Below are 21,552 nucleotides of genomic sequence, written 5' to 3' on the forward strand. Positions count from 1 at the left end.
GGCGGCTAGCGATGACGGAGACGATGTGAAAATTCGGCGCATTTATGCGGGAGAACTCGCCCTGGGCGTGGCCCTGCCCTGGGACGTGCATGATGAGACGGGCAGCTTGCTGGCCAGGCTGGGCCATGTCATCAGCAGCGAGAACCAGATCGCATTGCTGCTGGCGCGCGGCGTCATCGCCGATACCAGTGCCGACGTGCCGCGCACGGCGACGGAAGCGCCGTCGGCCCTGCGCATGCTGAACCTCGTCACGGCGGGGCTGGCCCTCGTCTTGCCGGCCATTGCCGCCGGGCAGGTGGGCAGCCACGCGTCCTTGGTGCCGCTGGCGCAGCTGGTGGAAGAGGCGGTGGCACTGGACGCCGACGTGGCGCTGGCCTGCATCCTGCACAACCAGGGCGCGGGCGACTTTGCCGTGCGCCACAGCGTCGACACGGCCGTCATCACGGCCTTGCTGGCGCGCGCCCTGAAACTCGATGATGGTGTGATCCGCAGCGTGCTGCTGGCGGCGCTGAGCATGAATGTGGGCATGCTGGAACGCCATGCGGATTTCCAGCACAAGGCGGGCCCGCTGGACGCGCAGGAACGCGCCTATTTGCGCGCCCATCCGCAAGCGGGTGTCGACTTGCTGCGCGCGGCCGGCGTGACGGACGCCGTCTGGCTGCAGGCCGTGCTACAGCACCATGAAAATATCGATGGCAGCGGCTATCCGCTGGGCACGCAAGGCGAGGCGATCGGTATCGGCGCGCGCCTGATCATGCTGGCCGACCGCTATTGCGCGCGCGTCTCGAAGCGCAGCTATCGCCAGCCCTTGCTGCCGAACGTGGCCCTGCGTGAAATGCTGATGGCCGACAAGGCCACGCTGGATGCGCCGCTGGCCTCGCTGCTGGTGCGCGAGCTGGGCATCTACCCGGTCGGCACCTTCGTCAAACTGTTGAATGGAGAAATCGGCGTCGTCACGCGCAAGGGCTTGAATGCCACCACGCCCCACGTGCAGTCGCTGATCGGCCCGCGTGGCGCGCGCCTGGACGTGCCGCTGCGGCGCGATACGCGCGTGGACTTGCACGCCATCCGCGAAGTGCTCAGCGCAGAGCAGGCGGGGCTGCAGTTTCGCCCCGAGCAGTTGTGGGGCCGCAGCGCCAGAGCTTAATTCAGTTCAGCAAGCCCGCATCCAGCCGTCCCTCGAGCGCCAGCTCGCGCATGATGCGCACCGTGTCGATGTCGGATTCCTTGTAGGCGGAGCGGCGGAAGTCGTCGTACAGGGCGTTGGCCGCATCGGTGGCCGCGTCGTGGCCGTCGTCGTACTGGAAGCGCACCCACAGGCTCGCTTCATCGGGCATCTCGATGGTCATCACCAGCGAGGACGCGCTGATATCCTGTTGCGCCGGCACTTCGTAGCGCACCTGCATTTGCGGCACCAGCACTACCCTGTCGTTGATGACCAGCTCGCCATAGCGCAGGCTGCGCGCGAAACCGGCGTCGCAGCGCTCGCTGATCTGGCATTCGTCCAGGTGCGGCACGAACAGCCTGGGTGACTCGGCGCGCAAGACCAGGCCGCGCCAGACTTGTTCCAGGCTCAGGGTGTCGATCAGCGGGTTGAGCGGATCGTTGATTTCAATCAGGTGTTCAAATTTCATGGGACTGTCATTCGGTAAGTGGGCGCGCACGGGCGATATAGGCGGAATGGTACTCCAGGCTTGACATCGCCGCACGCATGGCATGGGCCAAGATGGCGGCAATTGGCGAGATATCAATGCCATTGCCTGTTTTTTACGCAGATCTTGCCGTGCAAATGGGGCGCGCGACGCTGTTACAATGGGCTGCTGTTCCCTGCGGAAATACCCTGATGTCCAAAGCACCACAGTTCGGTCTGAATGCGCCCCAAAGCGAAGCGGTTACCTACCTCGACGGCCCTTGCCTGGTGCTGGCGGGCGCCGGTTCGGGCAAGACGCGCGTGATCACGCAAAAGATCGCCCATCTGATCGAAGACCGTGGCTATGACCCGCGCACCATCGCCGCGCTGACCTTTACCAACAAGGCGGCGCTGGAAATGCAGGAACGCATCGCCAAGCTCTTGAAGCAACCGCGCCAGGCCAAGCAGCTGACCGTGTCGACTTTCCACTCGCTGGGCGTGAAAATCCTGCGCCAGGAAGCCAATGGCGTCGGATTGAAAGACCGCTTTTCCATCATGGACAGCGACGACTGTTTTTCCCTCGTGCAAGACCTTGCCATTACCACCGATAAACAGGTGATACGCGGCATTCAGAACGCCATGTCCTTGTGGAAAAACGGCCTGATCGACCCGGACATGGCGCTGGCGCAAGCCAAGGATGAGGACGAGGCGAACGCGGCGCGCATCTACCGCAGCTATGTGGCAACGCTCTCCGCCTACCAGGCCGTCGATTTCGACGATCTGATCCGCTTGCCGGTGGAACTGTTCCGCAACAACGGCCCCGTGCGCGACAAGTGGCAGCGCCGCCTGCGCTACCTGCTGGTCGACGAATACCAGGATACGAATACGTGCCAGTACGAACTGGTGAAACTGATGGTGACGGGCATCGGCAAGAAGCCGATGTTTACGGCCGTGGGCGACGACGACCAGGCCATTTATGCCTGGCGCGGCGCCACCGTGGAAAACCTGAAGACGCTGGAGACGGATTTCCCCGACTTGCGCGTCATCAAACTGGAGCAGAATTACCGCTCTACCATGCGCGTGCTGAACGCGGCCAATGCCGTCATCGGCAACAACCCGAAACTGTTTGAAAAGTCGCTGTGGTCGGAACATGGCCTGGGCGAGCCGATCAAGGTGCTGGGCATGCAGACGGACGAGCAGGAGGCGGAGCAGGTCGCCATCATGATCTCGGCCGACCATTTCGAGCGCAAGAACAAGTTTTCCGATTACGCGATTTTGTACCGGGGCAACCATCAGGCGCGCATCATCGAGCAGTGTCTGCGCAAGGAACGCATTCCGTACACGATTTCGGGCGGCCAGAGCTTCTTCGACAAGGCCGAGATCAAGGACATCATCAGCTATCTGCGTTTGCTGGCCAACGAAGACGACGACCCGGCCTTCATTCGCGCCGTGACGACGCCGCGCCGCGGCGTGGGCCAGTCGACCCTGGAGGTGCTGGGCGCGTTTTCGGGCCAGTGGCAGTGCTCGCTGTTCCAGGCCGTGTTCAAGGGTGGTATCGAGGCCAAGCTGACGGACCGCCAACTGGGGCCATTGCGCGATTTCTGCAACTTCATCAACGACCTCGAATCGCGCGCCAGCCGTCCCGGTGCGGCCGGCAGCGGCGACAACGCGGCCGAAGTGCTGGACGACATGATGAAGGAAATCCACTACGAATCGTATCTGTACGATGCCTTCGAGGAACGGCAAGCGCAAAGCAAGTGGCAGAACGTGCTGGAATTCGTCAACTGGCTGAAGGAACGGGGCAGGGGCGGCAAGGACCGCGACGGCGAAGAAAAGAACGTGCTGGAACTGACACAGATGGTGGCCCTGATGACCATGCTCGAAGGCAAGGACGAAGAGCAGGATGCCGTGCGCATGTCCACCTTGCACGCCTCGAAAGGCTTGGAGTTCCCGCACGTATTTCTGGTCGGTGTGGAAGAGGGCATCTTGCCGCACAAGGGCGACCCCGACGCACCGGCCGAAACCATCGCCGCGCGCATCCAGGAAGAGCGCCGCCTGATGTATGTGGGCATCACGCGCGCCCAGCGCACCTTGCACGTCACCTGGTGCAAGAAACGCAAGCGGGCGGGCGAGCAAGTCCATTGCGACCCGTCACGTTTCATCAAGGAAATGCAACTCGATGTGGGCGACGCCGTGCCGACCGAGTCGGAAATCATTTCGCCCAAGGAACGGCTGGCGCGCATGAAGGCCTTGCTGGCCACGCCGAAGGCTTAAGCGGCGTTCACGCTTCCACGGCGCCGTCCGGCGTGGTTTTTGGCACGATGGCCAGCTGCATGCCCAGCGCATCGAGCATCTTCAAAATGGTTTCGAAGCGCGGCTTGCTGCCTTCGCGCAAGGCTTTATACGCGCCTTCGCGCGTGATGTCGGCCCTGGCCGCCACCTTGCCCATGCCGTAGGCGCGCACCACGTCATTCATGGCCGACTGGAACAGCTCGGCGTTGCCGGTGGCGACGATTTCGCTCATGTAGGCGGCCACGGCGGCTTTGCTGGTCAGGTGTTGCGTTGGGTCAAATTTGCTCAGGCCTAATGCTTCCAGGTCGTCGAGGTCGAACGTGTCACTGTGAATGTCTTGGTTCATTTCTGTCGTGCTCCTGTGGATGCCGCCGCCGCTTTCTTCAGGGCCGCCTGCCGGGCTTTCAAGTCCCTGAGGATCGCTTGCGCCTGCTTGATGTCGCGTTGCTGGCTCGATTTGTTTCCACCCAGCAGCAACAAGATCAGGGTGCCCCGATTCGTTTCGTGAAAATACACGCGCCAGCCGGGTCCCGTCTGTAAAAAACGCAGCTCGCACACGCCTTCGCCCACTGGCCGCCAGTCGCCCTTTTTTCCGTGCTGCAAATGCTTGATGCGCGCATCAATGGCGGCGGCCGCCACGTCGTGCAGGGAATCTTCCCAGCGCCGGTATTCGGCCGTCTTGCGCGTATCGATCAGGTCAGGCAAAGTGGATACGTCCAGTGTAATCGTTCGTTCTCATTCGTCAAGCGGTTTGATTCAGCCATCAGGGGAGAATAGGCAGAAATGGCCACCTGACCGATGGGGAATGGACGAGGTTTGTCCTGGCTCACGCCGCTGCGGCGGTAGAATGCCGCTTTCAGTCAGGAATCACCGAGAGCACCATGGACAATGCAGAACAGATGGAAACACGTTTCGTCGATATCGAAATCAAGCTGGCGCAGCAGGAAGACCTGGTCGAGTCGCTGAACCAGATGGTGTACCAGCAGGGCAAGCGCATCGACCAACTCGAGGCGATGCTGCACAAGCTGGGTGAGCACGTGCGCGACGGGGCGCAGCAGGCAAACGGCGGACTGGTGAACGAACGTCCGCCGCACTATTAATCAAGGAAATTGCCTGGTTACCGCTGCTCGTCCAGCGCGGTCCATGTCGGCAACTGGTGCTTGCGCCGGTCGCGGGCATAGACGCTGGCCATGGCGATGCCAAACAGGCTGCCTGCCGCGCAGGCCGCCACCAGCGCCGCCAGGGGCGATAACGGGGTGCCGGCATCGGGCCGCGACCAGAAAAAAAACCACATGATCAGGCCCCAGAACATGCCGAACCAGAGCCCCATGCCGAGCGCGGCACGCAGGAAGGACTGGAAATGCGGCGGCGGAACTTGCACGCCGGCCTTCCACAACAGGCGTATCAGCGGCGGCGCATAGTGGCTGCGAGCCATGCCCGTGTTGCTCAACAGTGCCAGGGCGCGTGTCTTGCGGTGCTCAAAGCTCATGGATTCTCCGTGTATTGTTGCCTAATGGATACTATATGCCATACAGGTCAGCTGAGTATTGATATTTTTCATTGGTACGGGCAGAGGAGCTGCCGTATTGGCGTGCATGTCCGGAGAGTCGAGCATGAAAACCTTTCATATATGGGCGTATCGCTACCATCAGTAGTTGCGGGTGACGCAAGTGTGTCAGGCTGTTATTATTTCAGGCTGGCCCGCGACATAATCGCGGCTCTCTTGCGTTTCTTGAAAGAAGACATGACCCGTCCTACAATGCTCGTCATCGCCGCCAGCCTGATGCTGGCACCAGCCGCCGCCGCTTTTGCCGCCACCACCGTGCCCACCACTGCCGCTACCGCGGCCGTCGCCTTGCCCGCCTCGAACCCGTTTGCGCAGGCCAGCAGCCTGCCGTTCAACTATCCGCCGTTCGACAAGGTGCAGGATGCCGACTACGCACCCGCCTTTACAGCAGGCATGGCCGCCAACCTGGCGGAAATCAACGCGATTGCCAATAATCCGAAAGCGGCCACGTTCGACAACACCATCGTCGCCATGGAACGCTCGGGCCAGCTGCTGAGCCGCGTGCGCACCGTGTTTTCCGTGATGTCCGGCTCGAACACGAATGAGACGATCCAGGGCCTGGAACGCGAACTGGCGCCGAAAATGGCGGCCCACAGCGACGCGGTCATGCTCAACGACAAGTTGTTCAAGCGCATCGACAGCCTGTACGCCAAGCGCGACAAGCTGGGCCTCGATGCCGAATCGAAGCGTTTGCTGGAACGCTATCACACGGATTTTGTACGCGCGGGCGCCAAGCTGTCGGCGGCTGACAAACAAAAGCTGCGTGCCTACAACGGCCAACTGGCGGCCCTGTCGACCAAGTTCGCGCAAAATGTCTTGAAAGAATTGAACGCCTCGGCCGTCGTCATCGATACGCGCGAAGAACTCGACGGCCTGTCGCCGGCCGCCATCGAAGTGGCTGCCGGCCTGGCCAAGAAGCGCGGCCTGGACGGCAAATACGTGATCGCCCTCGTCAATACGACGGGCCAGGCGCCGCTGTCGCTGCTGACCAACCGCGCCGTGCGCGAACGCATCATGGCCGCCTCGCAAGCGCGCGGCAGCCGTGGCGGCGAGTTCGACAATACTCAGGAAGTGCTGGAACTGGCGAAACTGCGCGCTGAACGTGCCGCGCTGATGGGCTACCCGAACTACGCTGCGTATTCGCTGGAAGACCAGACGGCGCACGACACCACCGCCGTGAACGCCCTGCTGGGCGAGCTGGCGAAGCCGGCCGTCGTCAATGCGCGGCGTGAAGCGGACGATATCCAGAAGGTCATCGATGCAGGCAAAGGCGGCTTCAAGGTGGGCGCTGCCGACTGGGCCTTCTATAGCGACAAGGTACGCGCCGAACGCTACAACTTCGACGAGACGCAACTCAAACCGTACTTTGAAATGCACAGCGTATTGACCAAAGGCGTGTTCTTTGCCGCCGGTAAATTGTATGGCCTCACCTTCAAGCAGCGCACCGACTTGCCCGTCTACACGTCCGACATGCTGGTGTACGACGTCTTCAATGAAGACGGCACGCAGCTGGCCATCTTTACGCTGGACCCTTACGCGCGCAGCAACAAGCGCGGCGGCGCCTGGGCGAATGCCTACGTGGGCCAGTCGGGCTTGCTGAACCGCAAGCCGGTGATTGCGAATAACCTCAACATTCCGAAGCCGGAAGCGGGCCAGCCGACCCTGATGACGTTTGACGAAGTCAACACCATGTTCCACGAATTCGGCCATGCGCTGCACGGCATGTTTTCGAACGTGAAATACCCGCGCTTCGCCGGCACCAGCGTGCCGCGCGACTTCGTCGAATACCCGTCGCAAGTCAATGAAATGTGGGCGCTGTGGCCGGAAGTGCTGCAAAACTACGCCAAGCACTACCAGACGGGCGCGGCCATCCCGGCCGAGCTGCTGGCGAAAGTGACGGCGGCCGACAATTTCAACCAGGGCTATAAAACCACGGAATACCTGGCGTCGGCCCTGCTGGACCAGCGCTGGCACCAGCTGACCCCGGCACAGATCCCCACCGACGTGCTGGCGTTTGAAAAAACCGCCTTGGCGGAGGCCGGCGTCGATTTCGCGCCGGCGCCGCCACGCTACCGCACCACGTATTTCTCGCACGCGTTCGCGGGCGGCTACTCGGCCGGCTACTACGCGTATCTGTGGTCGGAAAAGCTCGATGCCGATACGGTCGAATGGTTCAAGGAAAACGGTGGTTTGACGCGCAAGAACGGCGACTGGTTCCGTAATAAACTGCTGTCGCGCGGCGGCAGCGCCGATGCGCTCGACATCTACCGCAACTTCCGCGGCCGCGATGCGAAGATCGAGCCGCTGCTGGAACGCCGTGGCCTGAGCGTTAAACAAGCCGGCAAGTAAACAGGGGTATTCCCGGCATCAAAGCCGGGTGCATGAAAAAGGCTGCCAAGCGATTGGTAGCCTTTTTTATTTGGCAATGTTGATTGCAAACCGTGGTAAACCGCGCATTTGGCGTGATGCACCACAGGATCGCCCATGTTGGATGACGCCTGTGTGACAGGCTGCTATGATCTGCCACTGGCCCGCGACGCGATCGCGGTTCTTCCCCGCGCTTCCTGAAAGATGTCATGATCCGTCCACAACTGCTCGTCATCGCTGCCAGCGTCATGCTGGCCCACGCCGCTCCATCCGCCCTGGCCGCCACCGCTGCCAACTCCGCACCCGCCGCCATCAGTGCCCAGAATCCCCTGTTGAAAGTCAGCCCGCTGCCATTTCAGATGCCGCAGTTTGGTCTGATCAAGGATGGTCACTACGCGCCGGCGTTTGCCGAAGGCATGAAACGCCAGTTGGCCGAAGTCAACGCGATTGCCAACAACCGCCAGGCGCCCACGTTTGAAAACACCATCGTGGCCCTCGAGCGCACGGGACAGCTGCTGCACCGCGTGCAAAGCATCTTCAGTAACATGACCTCGACCAATACCAATGCCGTGCTGGAAGCGGTGGAAGTGGATGTGTCGCCCAAGCTGGCCGCGCATGGCGACGCGATCACCCTGAATCCAAAACTGTTTGCCCGCATCGACACCCTGTACGCCAAGCGCGACAAGCTGGGCCTCGATGCCGAATCCTTGCGCTTGCTGGAACGTTATCACACGGATTTCGTGCGCGCCGGCGCCAAGCTGTCCGATGCGGACAAGGAAAAATTGAAAGCCTACAACGCCGAGCAGGCAGGCCTGGAAACGGCCTTCGCGCAAAACGTGCTGAAGGAAACGAATGCCAAGAGCATCGTCGTCGACACGCGCGCCGAACTGGCAGGCATGACGGACAGCGATATCGATACGGCTGCCGCTGCCGCCAAGGAACGCGGCTTGAACGGCAAGTTCCTCATCGCCCTGGTCAACACCAGCGGCCAGCCGCCATTGGCCGTATTGACGGATCGCAAGACACGTCAGCGTTTGATGGATGCCTCGCTGAACCGGGGCAGTCAGGGCGGCGAGTTCGACAACCGCGCCATCGTGCTGAAGCTGGCCAAATTGCGCGCCGAACGGGCCACCTTGCTCGGTTACGCCAATTACGCCGCGTACTCGCTGGAAGACCAGACGGCCAAGACGACGACCGCCGTCAACACCCTGCTGTCGGAACTGGCCAAACCGGCCGTCGCCAACGCGCGCCGCGAAGCGGCCGACTTGCAGCAAGTGGTCGATGCGGAAAAGGGCGGTTTCCAGGTGGCAGCGGCCGACTGGGCCATCTACACGGACAAGCTGCGCAAGCAACGTTTCAACTTTGATGAAAACGAGCTGAAACCGTACCTGGAACTCAACAGCGTGCTGAACAACGGCGTCTTCTTTGCCGCCAATAAACTGTACGGCATCAGCTTCAAGCAACGTACTGATTTACCGGTGTACAACCCGGACGTGCGCGTCTACGACGTGACAGACGCCAACGGCAAGCCGCTGGCCCTGTTCATCGCCGACTTTTATGCGCGTGGCAACAAGCATGGCGGTGCGTGGATGAATGAATACGTGTCGCAATCATCGCTGATGGGCACGCATCCTGTCATCGCCAACCAGTTGAATATTCCGAAGCCGCCTGCGGGCCAGCCGACGCTCTTGACCTTCGATGAAGTGACGACCATGTTCCACGAATTCGGCCATGCGCTGCACGGCATGTTTTCGAACGTGAAATACCCGCGCTTTGCCGGCACCAGCGTGCCGAGCGACTTCGTCGAGTATCCATCGCAAGTCAATGAAATGTGGGCCGTCTGGCCGGAAGTGCTGCAAAATTACGCCAAGCACTACCAGAGCGGCGCGGCCATGCCGCAGGAATTGCTCGACAAGGTCACGGCGGCGAAGAAATTCAACCAGGGCTTCATGACCACGGAATACCTGTCGGCGGCCCTGCTGGACCAGCGCTGGCACCAGCTGGCGCCAGCGCAGATTCCGACCGACGTGCTGGCCTTTGAAGCGGCATCGTTGAAAGACGCTGGTGTCGACTACGCGCCCGTGCCGCCGCGCTACCGCACCAGCTACTTCTCGCACAGCTTCTCGGGCGGATACTCGGCGGCCTATTACGCCTACCTGTGGTCGGAAAAGCTGGACGCGGAATCGGTCAACTGGTTCAAGGAAAACGGCGGCCTGACGCGCAAGAATGGCGACTGGTTCCGCAGCAAATTGCTGTCGCGCGGCGGCAGCGTCGATGCGCTGCAACTGTTCCGTGACTTCCGTGGTCGCGATGCTACCGTGGAACCATTGCTGGAACGCCGCGGCTTGAATGCCAAGTAAGTCGTCCTCATCTGAAGCTTGCGTTGCGTTGACATGGCGCACGCAAGCTTTCTGTGCCAGCGGCGTAGAATTGAGTAAGATGTAAATGAAGACGTAATCAAGGCAGTCGAAAGAGTATATGAGTCAGCAAGATTTGAATGGTATTACCCTGGAAGGTATCGTGACGCGCCTGCATGCCCACTACGGCTGGGACGGCCTGGCCAAGCACATCGATATCAATTGCTTCATCAGCGATCCCAGCATCAAGTCGAGCCTGAAGTTTTTGCGCAAGACCCCGTGGGCCAGGAGCAAGGTGGAACAATTGTTTCTGGACACACAATTTACGGACTGACAGGAAAAAGATATGGATAGCAAACTCAAGGAATCGCTGCAACAGCTGCAATCGACCATCGCATCTGGCGATCCTGTGGATGAAGAAACGCATGGTTTGCTGCAAAAGCTCAATGGTGATATTCAGCAACTGCTGGAAAAGCGCGCCGCGCAGGAACAGGACGAAGAGTCGACCACCTATGGCCTGGCCGAGCGCAGCCAGGAATTGTCGGCCAAGTTCGCCGTCAAGCATCCGAAACTGGAGCCGGCGCTGCGGGAGTTGGGTGAGATTTTAGCCAATATGGGTATTTGAGCAAGTCTTGAGAAATGCCGGGCCCGTTCCTGCGGGAAAGGGCCACATTTCCCCAAGTGATTGAAAAATAAACGTTTTTTATACGAAAATCCAACAGTAAAAAGCAGGCCGTCAGGTTGGAAATGGCCAATTCCGGTACAATCCGTACCCTATGAGCTCCCCTACCAATTTATTTGCGACCGTTCCCAAGCGGTCTGCCCGCGCTGCTGTGGCGCCTTTCCTGCCGATGTCGCGTGCCGAGATGGACGCGCTGGGCTGGGACCAGTGCGACGTCATCCTCGTCACGGGCGACGCCTACATCGACCATCCGAGTTTCGGCATGGCCCTTGTCGGCCGCCTGCTCGAAGCGCAAGGCTACCGCGTCGGCATCATCAGCCAGCCGGACTGGCTGTCGGCCGACGCCTTCCGCATCCTCGGCAAGCCGCGTTTGTACTACGGCATTACCGCCGGCAACATGGATTCCATGGTCAACCAGTACACTGCCGACCGCAAGATCCGCTCCGACGACGCCTACACTGCGAATGCCGAACCGAATAAACGCCCGGACCGCGCCGTCACCGTGTACGCCCAGCGCGCGCGCGAAGCGTATCCCGACGTGCCGGTGGTCATCGGCAGCATCGAAGCGTCGCTGCGCCGCATCGCCCATTACGATTACTGGTCGGACAAGGTCCGCCGTTCCGTCTTGCCCGATTCCAAGGCCGATCTGCTGATTTTCGGCAATGCCGAACGGGCGCTGGTCGACCTGACGCACCGTCTGGCTGCCGGCGAAAACATCAAGGATATCCGCGACTTGCGCGGCACGGCCTTCATGGTGCCGTCCGGCTGGTTGCCCGGCGACGACTGGGGCGTGCACAATTCCACCCGCGTCGATGTGCCCGGCAAGGTCGATCCGCACTACAGCCCGTACGAGATGGTGCAGGAAGACAAGACCGCCTGCGCCACGGAAAATGCCTCGAAATCGGCCGAAGTCATCAAGCCGATCCGCATCATGAGCCGCGAAGAGCGCCTGGCCATGGCCAAGGAAAAGCACGACAAGACCGTCGTGCGCCTGCCCGCCTACGACGTCGTCAAGGATGACCCCGTCATGTATGCGCACGCTTCGCGCGTGTTCCACCTGGAATCGAATCCCGGCAATGCGCGCGCCATGGTGCAGGCGCACGGCGAACGCGACGTGTGGCTCAATCCGCCGCCATTGCCGCTGGCCATGGACGAGATGGATGGCGTGTACGACATGAATTACGCGCGCGCGCCGCACCCGAGCTATGGCAAGGCGCACATCCCGGCCTGGGAAATGATCCGTTTTTCCGTCAACATCATGCGCGGCTGCTTCGGCGGCTGCACCTTCTGCTCGATCACGGAGCATGAAGGACGTATCATCCAGAGCCGTTCGGAACCGTCGATCTTGCGCGAAATTGAGCATATCCGCGATAAAACCAAAGGCTTTACGGGCACCATTTCCGATATGGGTGGTCCGACGGCGAATATGTATCGCCTCGCTTGCAAGGACAAAGAGATCGAAGTGTCGTGCCGCCGCCTGTCGTGCGTGTATCCGTCCATCTGCGTGAATCTGGGCACGGACCACAGCAAGCTCATTTCCCTGTACCGCAAGGCGCGCGCCATTCCTGGCATCAAGAAAGTGCTGATCAGCTCGGGCTTGCGCTACGACCTGGCCGTGCGTTCGCCCGAATACGTGAAGGAACTGGTGACGCACCACGTGGGCGGTTTGCTGAAGATTGCGCCCGAGCATACGGAAGAGGGCACTTTGTCGAAGATGATGAAGCCTGGCATCGGCGCGTATGACGAGTTCAAGGAAATGTTCGACCGTTTCTCGCTGGAAGCGGGCAAGAAGCAGTATTTGATCCCGTACTTCATCGCCGCCCATCCGGGCACGACGGACCTGGACATGCTGAATCTGGCCCTGTGGCTGAAGAAAAACAATTTCAAGCTGGACCAGGTGCAAACCTTCATGCCCACGCCGATGGCCATGGCGACGACCATGTATCACACACGCAAGAATCCTTTGCGCAAGGTCACGGCCGACTCGGAAGTGGTGGAAACGGCGCGCAGCGGCAAGATCCGCCGCACGCACAAGGCTTTCCTGCGCTACCAGGACCCGGCCAACTGGCCGATTTTGCGCGAAGCGCTGGTCAACATGGGCCGTGGCGACTTGATCGGCAATGGCGACAAGCACTTGATTCCTGCCTGGACCTCGTCCGAGTCGGGTGGCCTGGCCGCAGGCGAACGCAGCCGCCAGACGCATGGCGCCGGCACGCCGGACAAGTTCAAGGTCACGCCGGGCAAGAACCGCATCGCCCTGGGCGGCACGGCTGCTGCGCCGAAAGCATCGGCGGCGGAATCGAAAGTGCGGCCCTCGATCTTGTCGACCATCAAAACGAAGGCCAAGCCGGCCGCCGTGTCGATGGGCCGTGGCAGCAAGCCGCCCGCCAAGGGCGGCCATGCCGCACCGGCACGGGGTGGGCGCAAGTAAACTGCCCTCGGCGCCTCGGGCATCGCCTGAAAACCCGGCAACGCGGACTGCGTTGCCGGGTTTTTTGCTTTCCGCGCACCAAGATGGTGCGCGACACCTGCTTGGCGGCAGGATTTTTACCAATATTTAAAAATTGAATAGAGCAAAAGGCAATTTTCTCTTGTGGCAACTTACTGTTTGAAAATATACTCGTTGCATATTTAGCCGTACGGCAACAAAGCTGCCATTCTGGCAAGCGATACAGGCGTACGGCGTCAGCGTTGATATGAAAAGAGATGCCAATTGAAATGCCCTTCCTGCCAGGCCGAGAATAAACCGGGTGCAAAATTCTGTTCTTCCTGTGGCACGACGTTTGCCGTTGCCGCCGCCGTTGCCACCCCGGTGCCAGGCAAATCCTGTGGCCAGTGCGGCCATGATTGCAAGGCCGATGCCAAATTCTGCCCCAAGTGCGCGTTCAGCTTTGCCGTGGCGCCCGTTGCCGCAGCGGTGCCGCCGCCTCTGCCGGAGCCCATCATTGCGCCGGCCATCGAGCCCGTGCCTGAACCTCTCCCGACGCCAGTGGTGAAATCTGTCGCGGCACCGGCGCCGCCGCCCGTGCTGGAAAAGCGCCAGCCGGAAGCCATGCCCGCTCCTGCACCAGAACCTGTCCCCGCGCCCGCACCTGTCCCCGCGCCCGCACCTGTCCCCGTTCCCGCACCCGCCAGCGTGCCCGAAGCGCCAGCCGACAACCCGGCCGGTGGCAGCCGCGTAAAGCTGATTGCTGCAGCCGTCGCAGCGGTAGTGCTGCTGGGCGGTGCAGGCGGGTATTATTTCCTGTCAAGCAAGCCGCCAGCGACTCCGCCGGCACCCATGCCAACTGTGCAGCCGGAACCTGCGCCTGCCGCCGAAAAGCCGCTGGTCATCAGCGACCCTGCGCTCGATGGCGCCACGACGGCCGATTTCGCCGCGACACCGGCTGCGGCTGCGGACGAACCCGCGCCGGTACCGGCTGCCGTTCCTGCTCCGGCACCGGAGCCAGCGCCAGCGCCAACGCCAGCCCCGGTCGTGGAAAAGCCCGCCAAGCCCGTCAAGGCAGCAGCGCCAGCTGCCCCCGCCAACAAGGCTACCGGGCTGGAAAGCGTGATCACGGAGAGCCTGTCGGAAGCGAGCCACTGCATGAGCCAGCGCAAATACGACTGTGCCATTGCCAACGCGAATGCCGTGTTGCGCATGGACAAGGGCAACCGCTACGCGCTCGACATCAAGCGCAAGGCAAAAGACGCGCAAGACAAGGCGCTGTCGCAAATCCAGATCGAGTAAGCCGCGCTGCTTGCCTTCCCCCTATTTTGTTCCTCCCGGAGAATAACGTGAAAAACTTGAAACAAATTGCCAAGCCCATGGTGGCGCTGCTGGTTGTGTCCTCGATGCTGGCCGGTTGCGCCGCGCCGGGTGGCCCTGGTGCCACTGGTACCACCACCGCAGGCACGGAAGCGGCCAGCGGTGAATGCAATACGGCCATGCTGGCAGGCATCGGCGCTGTCGTGGGCGGTTTGCTGGGCGGTGGCACGAATACCGTGCGCGGCGCGGCCTTGGGCGCCAGCCTGGGCGCACTCGCCTGCGTGGCTTTGAATTATCAAAGCCAGCAAGTCAAGACGGCGCAGCAGGTGCAGGCCGACTATAAGGTGGCCAACAAGGGCAAGCTGCCCGAGCAGTCGACCTTGGTGAAGTATGAGACGGCCTTTACGCCATCTTCCGTACGTCCGGGCCAGAAGGCGCAGACCAATTCGTATATCGAAGTGGCAGCCGGCACGCGCGATCCGAACCCGCTGGTGGAAGAAGAATTGAGCCTGTACAAGCCAAATGGCGACCTGATCAAAACTGTGCGCAAGGTGGTCAGCAGCAATAACGGCAGCGGCGCCTACAAGGGCGGCTTCTCGATTCCCATGCCCGAAGGCGTGCCGCAGGGCATTTACCCCGTGCGTACCGCCTTGTACCTGAATAGCAAGCGTGTCGGCGGCCAGGACGTCAAACTGCAGATCGTCCAGCGCCAGGCGCCTGCGAGCGAGCTGCAACTGGCGCTGGCCTACTGACACTGCAATACCACGGGGCGGCCAGGCAGGCCGCCCCATCCCGATTTCCCCCTTCCAGGCTAGACATGACCATTTCCACAGAAGCACATAAACCGTTTCCCTTTTCCTCCGCCGTAGGATCGCTGATCGAAGCGACCGACGCCATCAAGAATTTCCGTGCGATTGCCCTGCTGGCCCTGACCTTCATCGGCGCCGTGCTCGTCGGTGGCGTGCTGATGATGCTCGCCGGCAGCATGAGCAGCCCGCTGCTGGCCTTTTTCGGTGGCTTGATGGCCTTCCTGGTGATGTTTTACGGTTCCAACGCCGTGGGCATCTTGCTGATGCGCGATGCGCAGGGCCAGCCTGGCTTGAGCCTGGTTGATGCCGTGCTCGTCTCGCTGTACACCAGCCACCGCCTGATCGCAGTCGTCTTCCTGGAATTTTTGATCGTGCTGGCGGCCATGATCGCCATCGCCATCATCTTGTTCGTTTGCAAAATTCCCGTGCTGGGCCCCGTGCTGTACGCGGTGGTCTTCCCCTTGTCGGCCATCGTGCTGGGCGTGCTGGTGTTTGCGCTGTTCTACGTGATGTTGCCGCTGGCCGGCCCCGCCGCCTGGTCGGGCGCCAGCGTGTTCCAGATCATTGCCCGCCTGAACCAGATCGTGCGCACCAAGCTGGTGTCGGTGATCCTGCTGGAAGTGCTGCTGTTCCTGATCACGTCGTTTACCGCGCTGCTGATCTTTGGCGTGCTGGGCACGGGCGTGTCGCTGACCACGGGCATGTCGGCTGGCATCTTGGGCCTGGGCGACCAGATGAACATGTACGCGCTGGCCTCGGGCCTGGGTGGCGGCAGCGGTTCTGGCTATATCATCGCTGCCGGCCTGGGCGGCGGCTTGCTGATGGCGGCCGCGGCCGTTGTACCTGGCCTGATCTTCACCAAGGGCGTGTGCATTATTTACCTGAACGCCACGCGCAATGTCGATTTCAGCGCCTCTGAAGCGAGCCTGAACGACGGCCTGGCGGTGGTCAAGAAAAAGGCCGAGGAAGCGCGTGAACGTGCGCGCGCACTGGCCGAGCAGGCGACGGCTCCAGCCGCTCCAGCCGCTCCAGCTGCTCCAGCCGCCCCGGCAGCGCCAGCTGCTGCGCCGGCTTGCCCGAATTGCAAGGCACCGGTCGCGTCCGATGACGTGTTCTGCGGCGAATGCGCGCACAAACTCAAGTAAGGCTGACCATGGCTCACTTCTGCACCAAATGCGGCACGGCCTATGCCCCGGGCGCGCGCTTTTGCGATGAATGCGGCAATACCTTGCCTGCCGCGGCAGCGGCAGCACCGGCGCCGGCCAGTCCGGCCGGGGCTGGCGTGCAGCGGCGCCACGTCATGATTGCCGGCGGCGTGCTGGCGGTGGTGATCGTGGCAGGTGGCGCCCTGGCGTGGCTGCTGGCGCCCGAAGCGGCCTCGGCCAGCAGTTTCAGCCGCGCCATCGATGCCCACCTGACTGCCGACGAGGCGGCGCGCGACAAGTTGCTCTGCTTGACCAACTTGCCGTACCAGAAGGAAGAAATCCGCGTGGCCTCGTACGACAGTTCCACTCGGCAATGGCTCGATATCCTCGTGCGTAGCGGGCTGTATGCCGCTCCCGTCGAGCAAAGCAGCGGTGGTTGGGTTGCGCAATCGCAATTTGTCTACGCGCTGGCCGCTCCGGGCAAGGCGGCCTTGCGTGGCGACAAGCTGTGCGTGGCCAAGGGCGTGAAAGTGGCCAAGGTCAGCGGCTACGATCAGGTGCGCGACCTGGGCGCACAGCACGTGGCGATGGCCAAGGCCACCCTGGTATTGACCGATGAGGCGGCGTGGGTCGCCAAGTCGGCGGACCGGGCACTGATCCTGCAACGCTTACCGGACGGCGACCTGGAAGTGCGGTTGCCGCTGGCGCTGGTCGACAAGCAATGGCAAGTCATCGACGAAGCGCAGATGAGCCAGGCGGCCATGACCGGTGTGATAGGCAAAGCGCCGGCCGTGCAGGGCGCGGGCATGCTGGACAAGCTGAAGAGCGCGTTCCGCTTTGGTGGCCACCCGGCTGTGGGGAAATGGCAGGCGGCGATGGGCAATGTCCTGGAATTTACAAGTGACAGCGTGATCAATAACGGGACCTCGACTAAGGCCACCTTCACCACCAAAGGCAATACCGTGACGATCACGCCGGAAGGCGCGGGCGATGCGGCCATGGACATTATCGTCAGTGACGATGGCAGCACGGCGCAGATCAGCATGGGCGGCATGCGGGTGACCACCCTGCGGCGCATGCGCGATTAAGCGGCGAGTCAGGCGGCGCAGCGTGCCGCCTTGCATCATTCCAGAAGCCCGGCCATGCCGGGTTTTTTTACGCCCGCCAGGCAGCGGCGTGCCCGTCAATTTATCTTGACACCAAGATAGTTTATACTCACACTGGATTTTTATCTTAATGTCGAGATAGTTGCATGGCCTCTTCTTCTGCCCGTCCCGCCTGGGGCGATATTCTGCTCACGGCGCTGGCTCCCCTGATCTGGGGTTCCACGTATATCGTCACATCCGAACTGCTGCCGCCGCACCGCCCTTTCACGGCGGCCCTGATCCGCGTGTTGCCGGCCGGCTTGCTGTTGCTGCTGCTGATGCGGCGCCTGCCAGCGCGGCGCGAGTGGGGCCGCGTGCTGATTCTTTCCGCACTGAATATCGGCGTGTTCCAGGCGCTGCTGTTCGTCGCCGCCTACCGTTTGCCGGGCGGCCTGGCGGCCGTAGTGGGGGCCATCCAGCCTCTGCTGGTGATGGGCCTGGCCTGGGGCGTGGAAGGGCGCCGCCCGGCCCGCCTGGCCTTGGGGGCCAGCGTGCTGGGCGTGGCCGGCATGGGCGTCCTATTGTTGTCGCCGCGCACCGTGTGGGAACCCGTCGGCATCGCCGCCGCGCTGGGCGGCACGGCTTGCATGGCGGCCGGCACGTACCTGACGCGGCGCTGGAAGCCGGACTTGCCCGTGCTGGCGCTGACGGGCTGGCAATTGCTGCTCGGTGGCCTGATGCTGGCGCCCGTCGCCTGGCTGGCCGATGCCCCGTTGCCGGCCTTGTCCCTGCAGCAGGTACTGGCTTACGCCTACCTGTGCCTGGCCGGTGCCCTGCTGGCGTATGCGCTATGGTTTCGCGGCATCGCCAGGCTGTCGCCCGTGGCCGTGTCTTCGCTGGGACTGCTCAGTCCCCTGATGGCCGTCGTGCTGGGTTGGGCCCTGCTGGGCCAGGCCATGACGGGCTGGTCGATGCTGGGCTTGCTGCTGGTGCTGGCCAGCGTGCTGGCGGTGCAGTGGGCCAGTGCCCGTCCCGCAACAAACTCCTGACTTCTGCGCATTTCTCCTCGGCAGGCCGATCGCATCGGCCTGCCTGTCTCCCTCTGGGCGCTGCCTTTTTGCTGCACCGCACATACTGTTTTGCTTGCACTGTAATAGGGCATTGAGGCACTATTCGCTTCGCGCAAACGTTTGCGCGCAATGAAATTCCATAAAAGCATGCTCGACACGTGCTTGACCAACAACTCTGGAGACGCTCATGACATCCCGTATTCGCCTGAAAATGATTGCCGCCGCTGTCCTGGTGTGTGCCTTGCCCGCCGTGCCGGCGATGGCGCAGACACCTGCCAAACCGAAGGTGGCGCTGGTGATGAAGTCGCTTGCCAATGAATTTTTCCTGACCATGGAAAATGGCGCCAAGGCGCATCAGAAGGCGAATGCCGCCAAGTACGACTTGCTGTCGAACGGCATCAAGGATGAAACGGATACGTCGAGCCAGATCAAGCTGGTCGAGCAAATGATCGTCTCGCGCGTCAACGCGCTGGTGATCGCGCCGGCCGACTCGAAGGCGCTGGTGCCGGTGCTGAAAAAGGCCATCGACGCGGGCATCATCGTCGTCAATATCGACAACAAGCTCGACGAGAGCGCCCTGAAAGAAAAGGGCATTACCGTGCCGTTCGTCGGTCCGGACAACCGCAAGGGCGCCAAGGTCGTCGGCGACTATCTGGCCAAGCAGATCAAGAAGGGTGACCCCGTCGGCATCATCGAAGGCGTGTCGACTACCTACAACGCGCAGCAGCGTACCCTGGGTTTCCAGGACGCCATGAACGCGGCCGGTGCGAAAGTCGTCAGCGTGCAGTCGGGCCAGTGGGAAATCGCCCCTGCCAACACGGTGGCGGCCGCCATGCTGAACGCCAACCCGAATATCAAGGCCTTGCTGTGTGGTAACGACAACATGGCCATCGGCGCCATTTCCGCCATCAAGGCGGCCGGCAAGACGGGCAAAGTGCTGGTCGTCGGCTATGACAACATCAACGCCATCAAGCCGATGCTGGCCGATGGCCGCGTGCTGGCCACCGCCGACCAGTTCGGCTCGCAGCAAGCCGTGTTCGGCATCGAGACCGTGCTGAAAGCGCTGGCGCAGAAGAAGAAACAGGCCGAGCTCGGTGGCGTCATCGAAACCAAGGTCGAACTGGTCGCCAAGGGCGCCAAGTCCTGATCGCCTGATCGTTTGATCCCGCCGGGGCCGACGGCGCTTGCTCACCGAGCAGGCGGCGCCGGCCCCGCCGCCACTACTGCGGAGTTTTATCATGCCCACCGACATACCCCCGGCGCCAGCCGCCATTCCCCTGTTAACGCTCGATAACATCGGCAAGTCCTATGTCGGCCCTGTGCTGGGCGGCGTGGGCCTGCGCTTCGCCGCTGGCCAAGTGCTGGCGCTGACGGGCGAAAACGGTGCCGGTAAAAGCACGCTGTCGAAGATCATCTGCGGCCTGGAGCAAGCCACCACGGGCACCATGCTGCTCGACGGCAAGCCTTACCAGCCCGCCTCGCGCGGCGCCGCCGAGGCGCTGGGCATCCGCATGGTGATGCAGGAACTCAATTTGATTCCCACCTTGTCGATCGCGGAAAACCTGTACCTGAAAAATTTGCCGCAGCGTTTCGGCTTCATCGACCGTACGCGCCTCGAACGCGATGCGCGCGAACAGATGGAGAAAGTGGGCTTGGGTGGACTCGACCCGTGGACCCTGGTCGGCGAGCTGGGCATCGGCCACCAGCAAATGATCGAGATCGCGCGCAATTTAATTGGTTCCTGCCGCCTGCTGGTGCTCGATGAACCGACAGCCATGCTGACGCACCGCGAAGTGGAATTGCTGTTCCTGCAAATCGAGCGCCTGAAGGCCGAAGGCGTGTGCATCATCTATATTTCCCACCGCCTGGAAGAACTCAAGCGCGTGGCCGACCGCATCGCCGTGCTGCGCGACGGCCAGCTCGTGTGCGATGACGATATCGCGGGACACTCCGCCGCCGACCTGGTCAGCCTGATGGTGGGCCGTTCCGCCGATGACGCCGTCGACCTGAGCGGGCGCAGCATCGGCGCGCCGCTGCTGCGCGTGCGTGGCCTGGCGCGCGGCAAGGTGGTCAACCCGACCTCGTTCGACTTGCGCGCCGGCGAAATCCTCGGCATTGCCGGCCTGATCGGCTCGGGCCGCACGGAATTGCTGCGCCTGATCTTTGGCGCCGACCGCGCCGATGCCGGTGACGTGTTTCTCGGCGACAGCGAGGTACCCGCCGCCTTGCACTCGCCACAGGCCGCCGTGAAAGCGGGCATCGCCATGATCACGGAAGACCGCAAGGGCCAAGGCTTGTTGCTGCGCCAGTCCATCGCCGTCAACACCACCCTGGCCTCGCTTGACACCGTCAGTGGCGCAGGCTGGCTCAATGATGCGGCCGAAGCGTCGGTGGCCGACGACTATATTCAGCGCTTGGGCATCCGCTCGCGCAACAGCGCGCAAACGGTGGCCGAGCTGTCCGGTGGCAACCAGCAAAAGGTGGTGATCGCCCGCTGGCTGTACCGCGACTGTCCCGTGATGCTGTTCGACGAGCCCACGCGCGGCATCGATATCGGCGCCAAGTTTGATATTTATCAGGTGCTGGCCGAACAGGCGCGCCAGGGCAAGGGCCTCGTCATCGTCTCGAGCGACTTGCGCGAGCTGATGCTGATCTGCGACCGCATCGCCGTCATGAGCGCCGGCAGCATCGTCGAGACCTTCGAGCGCGGTGCCTGGAGCCAGGACGCGCTGCTGTCGGCTGCCTTCTCCGGCTATTTGACCCCCACTTCCACTCCAGCTGCGGCCTGATCCGCCGGAAA

Annotated in this window: 19 protein-coding genes and 1 pseudogene; 16 read left to right on the forward strand and 4 right to left on the reverse strand. The window is 62.1% G+C overall.

The window, feature by feature from the left end:
- Window positions 1–25 precede the first annotated feature (25 nt).
- Window positions 26–1,147 (forward strand): HD-GYP domain-containing protein, encoded by a 1,122-nt coding sequence (locus tag ACP7EG_RS23650; RefSeq protein WP_426089538.1) that lies wholly within the window; start codon window positions 26–28, stop codon window positions 1,145–1,147.
- A gap of 1 nt (window position 1,148) precedes the next feature.
- On the opposite strand, the gene ACP7EG_RS23655 is transcribed toward ACP7EG_RS23650, so the two are convergent.
- A complete protein-coding gene (locus ACP7EG_RS23655; RefSeq protein ID WP_426089539.1) occupies window positions 1,149–1,634 on the reverse strand; it encodes an SRPBCC family protein in 486 nt (161 codons plus the stop codon).
- A 209-nt stretch (window positions 1,635–1,843) separates the two neighbouring features.
- Between ACP7EG_RS23655 and ACP7EG_RS23660 the strand changes: the two genes are divergently transcribed.
- A complete protein-coding gene (locus tag ACP7EG_RS23660; protein ID WP_071075128.1) occupies window positions 1,844–3,904 on the forward strand; it encodes a UvrD-helicase domain-containing protein in 2,061 nt (686 codons plus the stop codon).
- A 7-nt stretch (window positions 3,905–3,911) separates the two neighbouring features.
- Here the strand turns inward: ACP7EG_RS23660 and ACP7EG_RS23665 are convergent, their stop codons facing one another.
- Both ACP7EG_RS23665 and ACP7EG_RS23670 read right to left on the reverse strand, forming a co-directional pair.
- On the reverse strand, window positions 3,912–4,268 hold the full coding sequence (locus ACP7EG_RS23665) for an addiction module antidote protein (RefSeq protein WP_131688131.1): 357 nt from the start codon (window positions 4,266–4,268) through the stop codon (window positions 3,912–3,914).
- Window positions 4,265–4,627, reverse strand: a complete 363-nt coding sequence (locus ACP7EG_RS23670) for a type II toxin-antitoxin system RelE/ParE family toxin (protein ID WP_426089540.1) — start codon at window positions 4,625–4,627, stop codon at window positions 4,265–4,267. Before ACP7EG_RS23670 ends, ACP7EG_RS23665 begins: the two co-directional genes overlap by 4 nt.
- A gap of 176 nt (window positions 4,628–4,803) precedes the next feature.
- Here ACP7EG_RS23670 and ACP7EG_RS23675 point away from each other — a divergent pair, with 176 nt between their 5' ends.
- A complete protein-coding gene (locus ACP7EG_RS23675) occupies window positions 4,804–5,022 on the forward strand; it encodes a SlyX family protein (RefSeq protein WP_070290273.1) in 219 nt (72 codons plus the stop codon).
- A 17-nt stretch (window positions 5,023–5,039) separates the two neighbouring features.
- On the opposite strand, the gene ACP7EG_RS23680 is transcribed toward ACP7EG_RS23675, so the two are convergent.
- On the reverse strand, window positions 5,040–5,411 hold the full coding sequence (locus ACP7EG_RS23680) for a DUF6404 family protein (protein ID WP_426089541.1): 372 nt from the start codon (window positions 5,409–5,411) through the stop codon (window positions 5,040–5,042).
- Between the two features lie 255 nt (window positions 5,412–5,666).
- Here ACP7EG_RS23680 and ACP7EG_RS23685 point away from each other — a divergent pair, with 255 nt between their 5' ends.
- From ACP7EG_RS23685 to ACP7EG_RS23745, 13 genes and pseudogenes are all read left to right on the forward strand, one after another.
- Complete coding sequence (locus ACP7EG_RS23685) at window positions 5,667–7,838, forward strand: M3 family metallopeptidase (RefSeq protein ID WP_426089542.1); 2,172 nt, start codon at window positions 5,667–5,669, stop codon at window positions 7,836–7,838.
- Window positions 7,839–8,065: 227 nt separating this feature from the next.
- Complete coding sequence (locus ACP7EG_RS23690; RefSeq protein WP_426089543.1) at window positions 8,066–10,216, forward strand: M3 family metallopeptidase; 2,151 nt, start codon at window positions 8,066–8,068, stop codon at window positions 10,214–10,216.
- Between the two features lie 118 nt (window positions 10,217–10,334).
- Window positions 10,335–10,547, forward strand: coding sequence for a VF530 family DNA-binding protein (locus ACP7EG_RS23695; RefSeq protein ID WP_070219603.1), 213 nt, complete (start codon window positions 10,335–10,337; stop codon window positions 10,545–10,547).
- 12 nt (window positions 10,548–10,559) lie between these two features.
- Window positions 10,560–10,838, forward strand: coding sequence for a DUF4404 family protein (locus ACP7EG_RS23700; protein ID WP_071075022.1), 279 nt, complete (start codon window positions 10,560–10,562; stop codon window positions 10,836–10,838).
- A gap of 226 nt (window positions 10,839–11,064) precedes the next feature.
- Window positions 11,065–13,326: a YgiQ family radical SAM protein gene (locus ACP7EG_RS23705; protein ID WP_426089630.1), complete on the forward strand. Its 2,262-nt coding sequence runs from the start codon at window positions 11,065–11,067 to the stop codon at window positions 13,324–13,326.
- A 282-nt stretch (window positions 13,327–13,608) separates the two neighbouring features.
- A pseudogene (locus tag ACP7EG_RS23710) lies at window positions 13,609–13,716 on the forward strand (zinc-ribbon domain-containing protein); the annotation flags it as partial.
- A gap of 144 nt (window positions 13,717–13,860) precedes the next feature.
- Complete coding sequence (locus ACP7EG_RS23715) at window positions 13,861–14,625, forward strand: hypothetical protein (RefSeq protein WP_426089632.1); 765 nt, start codon at window positions 13,861–13,863, stop codon at window positions 14,623–14,625.
- A gap of 47 nt (window positions 14,626–14,672) precedes the next feature.
- Complete coding sequence (locus ACP7EG_RS23720) at window positions 14,673–15,395, forward strand: hypothetical protein (protein ID WP_099761587.1); 723 nt, start codon at window positions 14,673–14,675, stop codon at window positions 15,393–15,395.
- A 65-nt stretch (window positions 15,396–15,460) separates the two neighbouring features.
- Window positions 15,461–16,597 carry a zinc ribbon domain-containing protein gene (locus tag ACP7EG_RS23725; RefSeq protein WP_426089544.1) on the forward strand — a complete coding sequence of 379 codons (1,137 nt, stop codon included), beginning with the start codon at window positions 15,461–15,463 and terminating at the stop codon, window positions 16,595–16,597.
- Window positions 16,598–16,605: 8 nt separating this feature from the next.
- Window positions 16,606–17,685: a zinc-ribbon domain-containing protein gene (locus ACP7EG_RS23730; protein ID WP_426089545.1), complete on the forward strand. Its 1,080-nt coding sequence runs from the start codon at window positions 16,606–16,608 to the stop codon at window positions 17,683–17,685.
- Between the two features lie 164 nt (window positions 17,686–17,849).
- Window positions 17,850–18,731: an EamA family transporter gene (locus ACP7EG_RS23735; RefSeq protein ID WP_426089546.1), complete on the forward strand. Its 882-nt coding sequence runs from the start codon at window positions 17,850–17,852 to the stop codon at window positions 18,729–18,731.
- A gap of 208 nt (window positions 18,732–18,939) precedes the next feature.
- Window positions 18,940–19,899, forward strand: coding sequence for a sugar ABC transporter substrate-binding protein (locus tag ACP7EG_RS23740; RefSeq protein WP_426089547.1), 960 nt, complete (start codon window positions 18,940–18,942; stop codon window positions 19,897–19,899).
- A gap of 91 nt (window positions 19,900–19,990) precedes the next feature.
- Window positions 19,991–21,541 carry a sugar ABC transporter ATP-binding protein gene (locus ACP7EG_RS23745; protein ID WP_426089548.1) on the forward strand — a complete coding sequence of 517 codons (1,551 nt, stop codon included), beginning with the start codon at window positions 19,991–19,993 and terminating at the stop codon, window positions 21,539–21,541.
- Window positions 21,542–21,552: the final 11 nt, after the last annotated feature.

It is taken from the genome of Janthinobacterium sp. PSPC1-1 (genome assembly GCF_049897625.1).
Lineage (GTDB): Bacteria > Pseudomonadota > Gammaproteobacteria > Burkholderiales > Burkholderiaceae_D > Janthinobacterium > Janthinobacterium tructae.

Bases quoted from the DNA above. Each gene is read 5' to 3' on its own strand.
- ACP7EG_RS23740 (WP_426089547.1), top strand. From the start codon at position 18,940: ATGACATCCCGTATTCGCCTGAAAATGATTGCCGCCGCTGTCCTGGTG.
- ACP7EG_RS23725 (WP_426089544.1), top strand. From the start codon at position 15,461: ATGACCATTTCCACAGAAGCACATAAACCGTTTCCCTTTTCCTCCGCC.
- ACP7EG_RS23675 (WP_070290273.1), top strand. From the start codon at position 4,804: ATGGACAATGCAGAACAGATGGAAACACGTTTCGTCGATATCGAAATC.
- ACP7EG_RS23730 (WP_426089545.1), top strand. From the start codon at position 16,606: ATGGCTCACTTCTGCACCAAATGCGGCACGGCCTATGCCCCGGGCGCG.
- ACP7EG_RS23685 (WP_426089542.1), top strand. From the start codon at position 5,667: ATGACCCGTCCTACAATGCTCGTCATCGCCGCCAGCCTGATGCTGGCA.
- ACP7EG_RS23735 (WP_426089546.1), top strand. From the start codon at position 17,850: ATGGCCTCTTCTTCTGCCCGTCCCGCCTGGGGCGATATTCTGCTCACG.
- ACP7EG_RS23660 (WP_071075128.1), top strand. From the start codon at position 1,844: ATGTCCAAAGCACCACAGTTCGGTCTGAATGCGCCCCAAAGCGAAGCG.
- ACP7EG_RS23665 (WP_131688131.1), bottom strand. From the start codon at position 4,268: ATGAACCAAGACATTCACAGTGACACGTTCGACCTCGACGACCTGGAA.
- ACP7EG_RS23700 (WP_071075022.1), top strand. From the start codon at position 10,560: ATGGATAGCAAACTCAAGGAATCGCTGCAACAGCTGCAATCGACCATC.
- ACP7EG_RS23680 (WP_426089541.1), bottom strand. From the start codon at position 5,411: ATGAGCTTTGAGCACCGCAAGACACGCGCCCTGGCACTGTTGAGCAAC.
- ACP7EG_RS23695 (WP_070219603.1), top strand. From the start codon at position 10,335: ATGAGTCAGCAAGATTTGAATGGTATTACCCTGGAAGGTATCGTGACG.
- ACP7EG_RS23690 (WP_426089543.1), top strand. From the start codon at position 8,066: ATGATCCGTCCACAACTGCTCGTCATCGCTGCCAGCGTCATGCTGGCC.
- ACP7EG_RS23745 (WP_426089548.1), top strand. From the start codon at position 19,991: ATGCCCACCGACATACCCCCGGCGCCAGCCGCCATTCCCCTGTTAACG.
- ACP7EG_RS23705 (WP_426089630.1), top strand. From the start codon at position 11,065: ATGTCGCGTGCCGAGATGGACGCGCTGGGCTGGGACCAGTGCGACGTC.
- ACP7EG_RS23655 (WP_426089539.1), bottom strand. From the start codon at position 1,634: ATGAAATTTGAACACCTGATTGAAATCAACGATCCGCTCAACCCGCTG.